The organism is Priestia sp. P5_B4 (assembly GCF_056400385.1).
This window is the reverse complement of the sequence record NZ_JBFULJ010001542.1, coordinates 1-515: the sequence shown is the minus strand read 5'-3', so window position 1 is coordinate 515 and position 515 is coordinate 1. Positions and strand designations below refer to the sequence as shown.

Annotated in this window: 1 protein-coding gene; it reads right to left on the bottom strand. The window is 32.5% G+C overall.

The window, feature by feature from the left end; translation table 11 throughout:
- Nucleotides 1-150 (bottom strand): SDR family NAD(P)-dependent oxidoreductase (locus AC1DRF_RS32060; RefSeq protein WP_477742836.1); only part of this gene is annotated, 150 nt, incomplete at its 3' end.
- Between the last annotated feature and the right edge of the window lie 365 nt (nt 151-515).

Below are 515 nucleotides of genomic sequence, written 5' to 3'. Positions count from 1 at the left end.
CTCTACTGCTTGATCCAATTTAGTTCCACCTTTAGAAACTAACGCCACCGTGGCTCCAGCTTGAAGCAAAGCCTCCGCCATGGAAAATCCTAGGCCGCTTGAAGCACCTGTTACGAGGACATGGATATTTCTTAACTCTTTTGTATTCATTGGCATTTTCCCTCCGAAATGTTATTAAACCACTGACTGATACAGTATTCTAGGTAATCATTACTTTATACGTAATTTCTTTAAAAAGCAAAGCTATGATAAAAGAGTAGTTAATTTAAATTGCTAAAGAGGCAGTTTAGCTTAAATACATTTCTTCATAAAGTTAAAAAAGAAAATTTCCCTAATTTCTTATTTATAATTGCTTAACGTTGATTCGAGAATATTAAACTTCGCTACCTGCTAATTGAATTCTACTTCATCTGGAGACCTTTAAATTAAAATGTTTCCTTTCTTCTGATAGACTTATTAAATTTCGAAAACAATCAATGCAATMATCTTTTCGTATAGAAAACTTATTAAGAAAC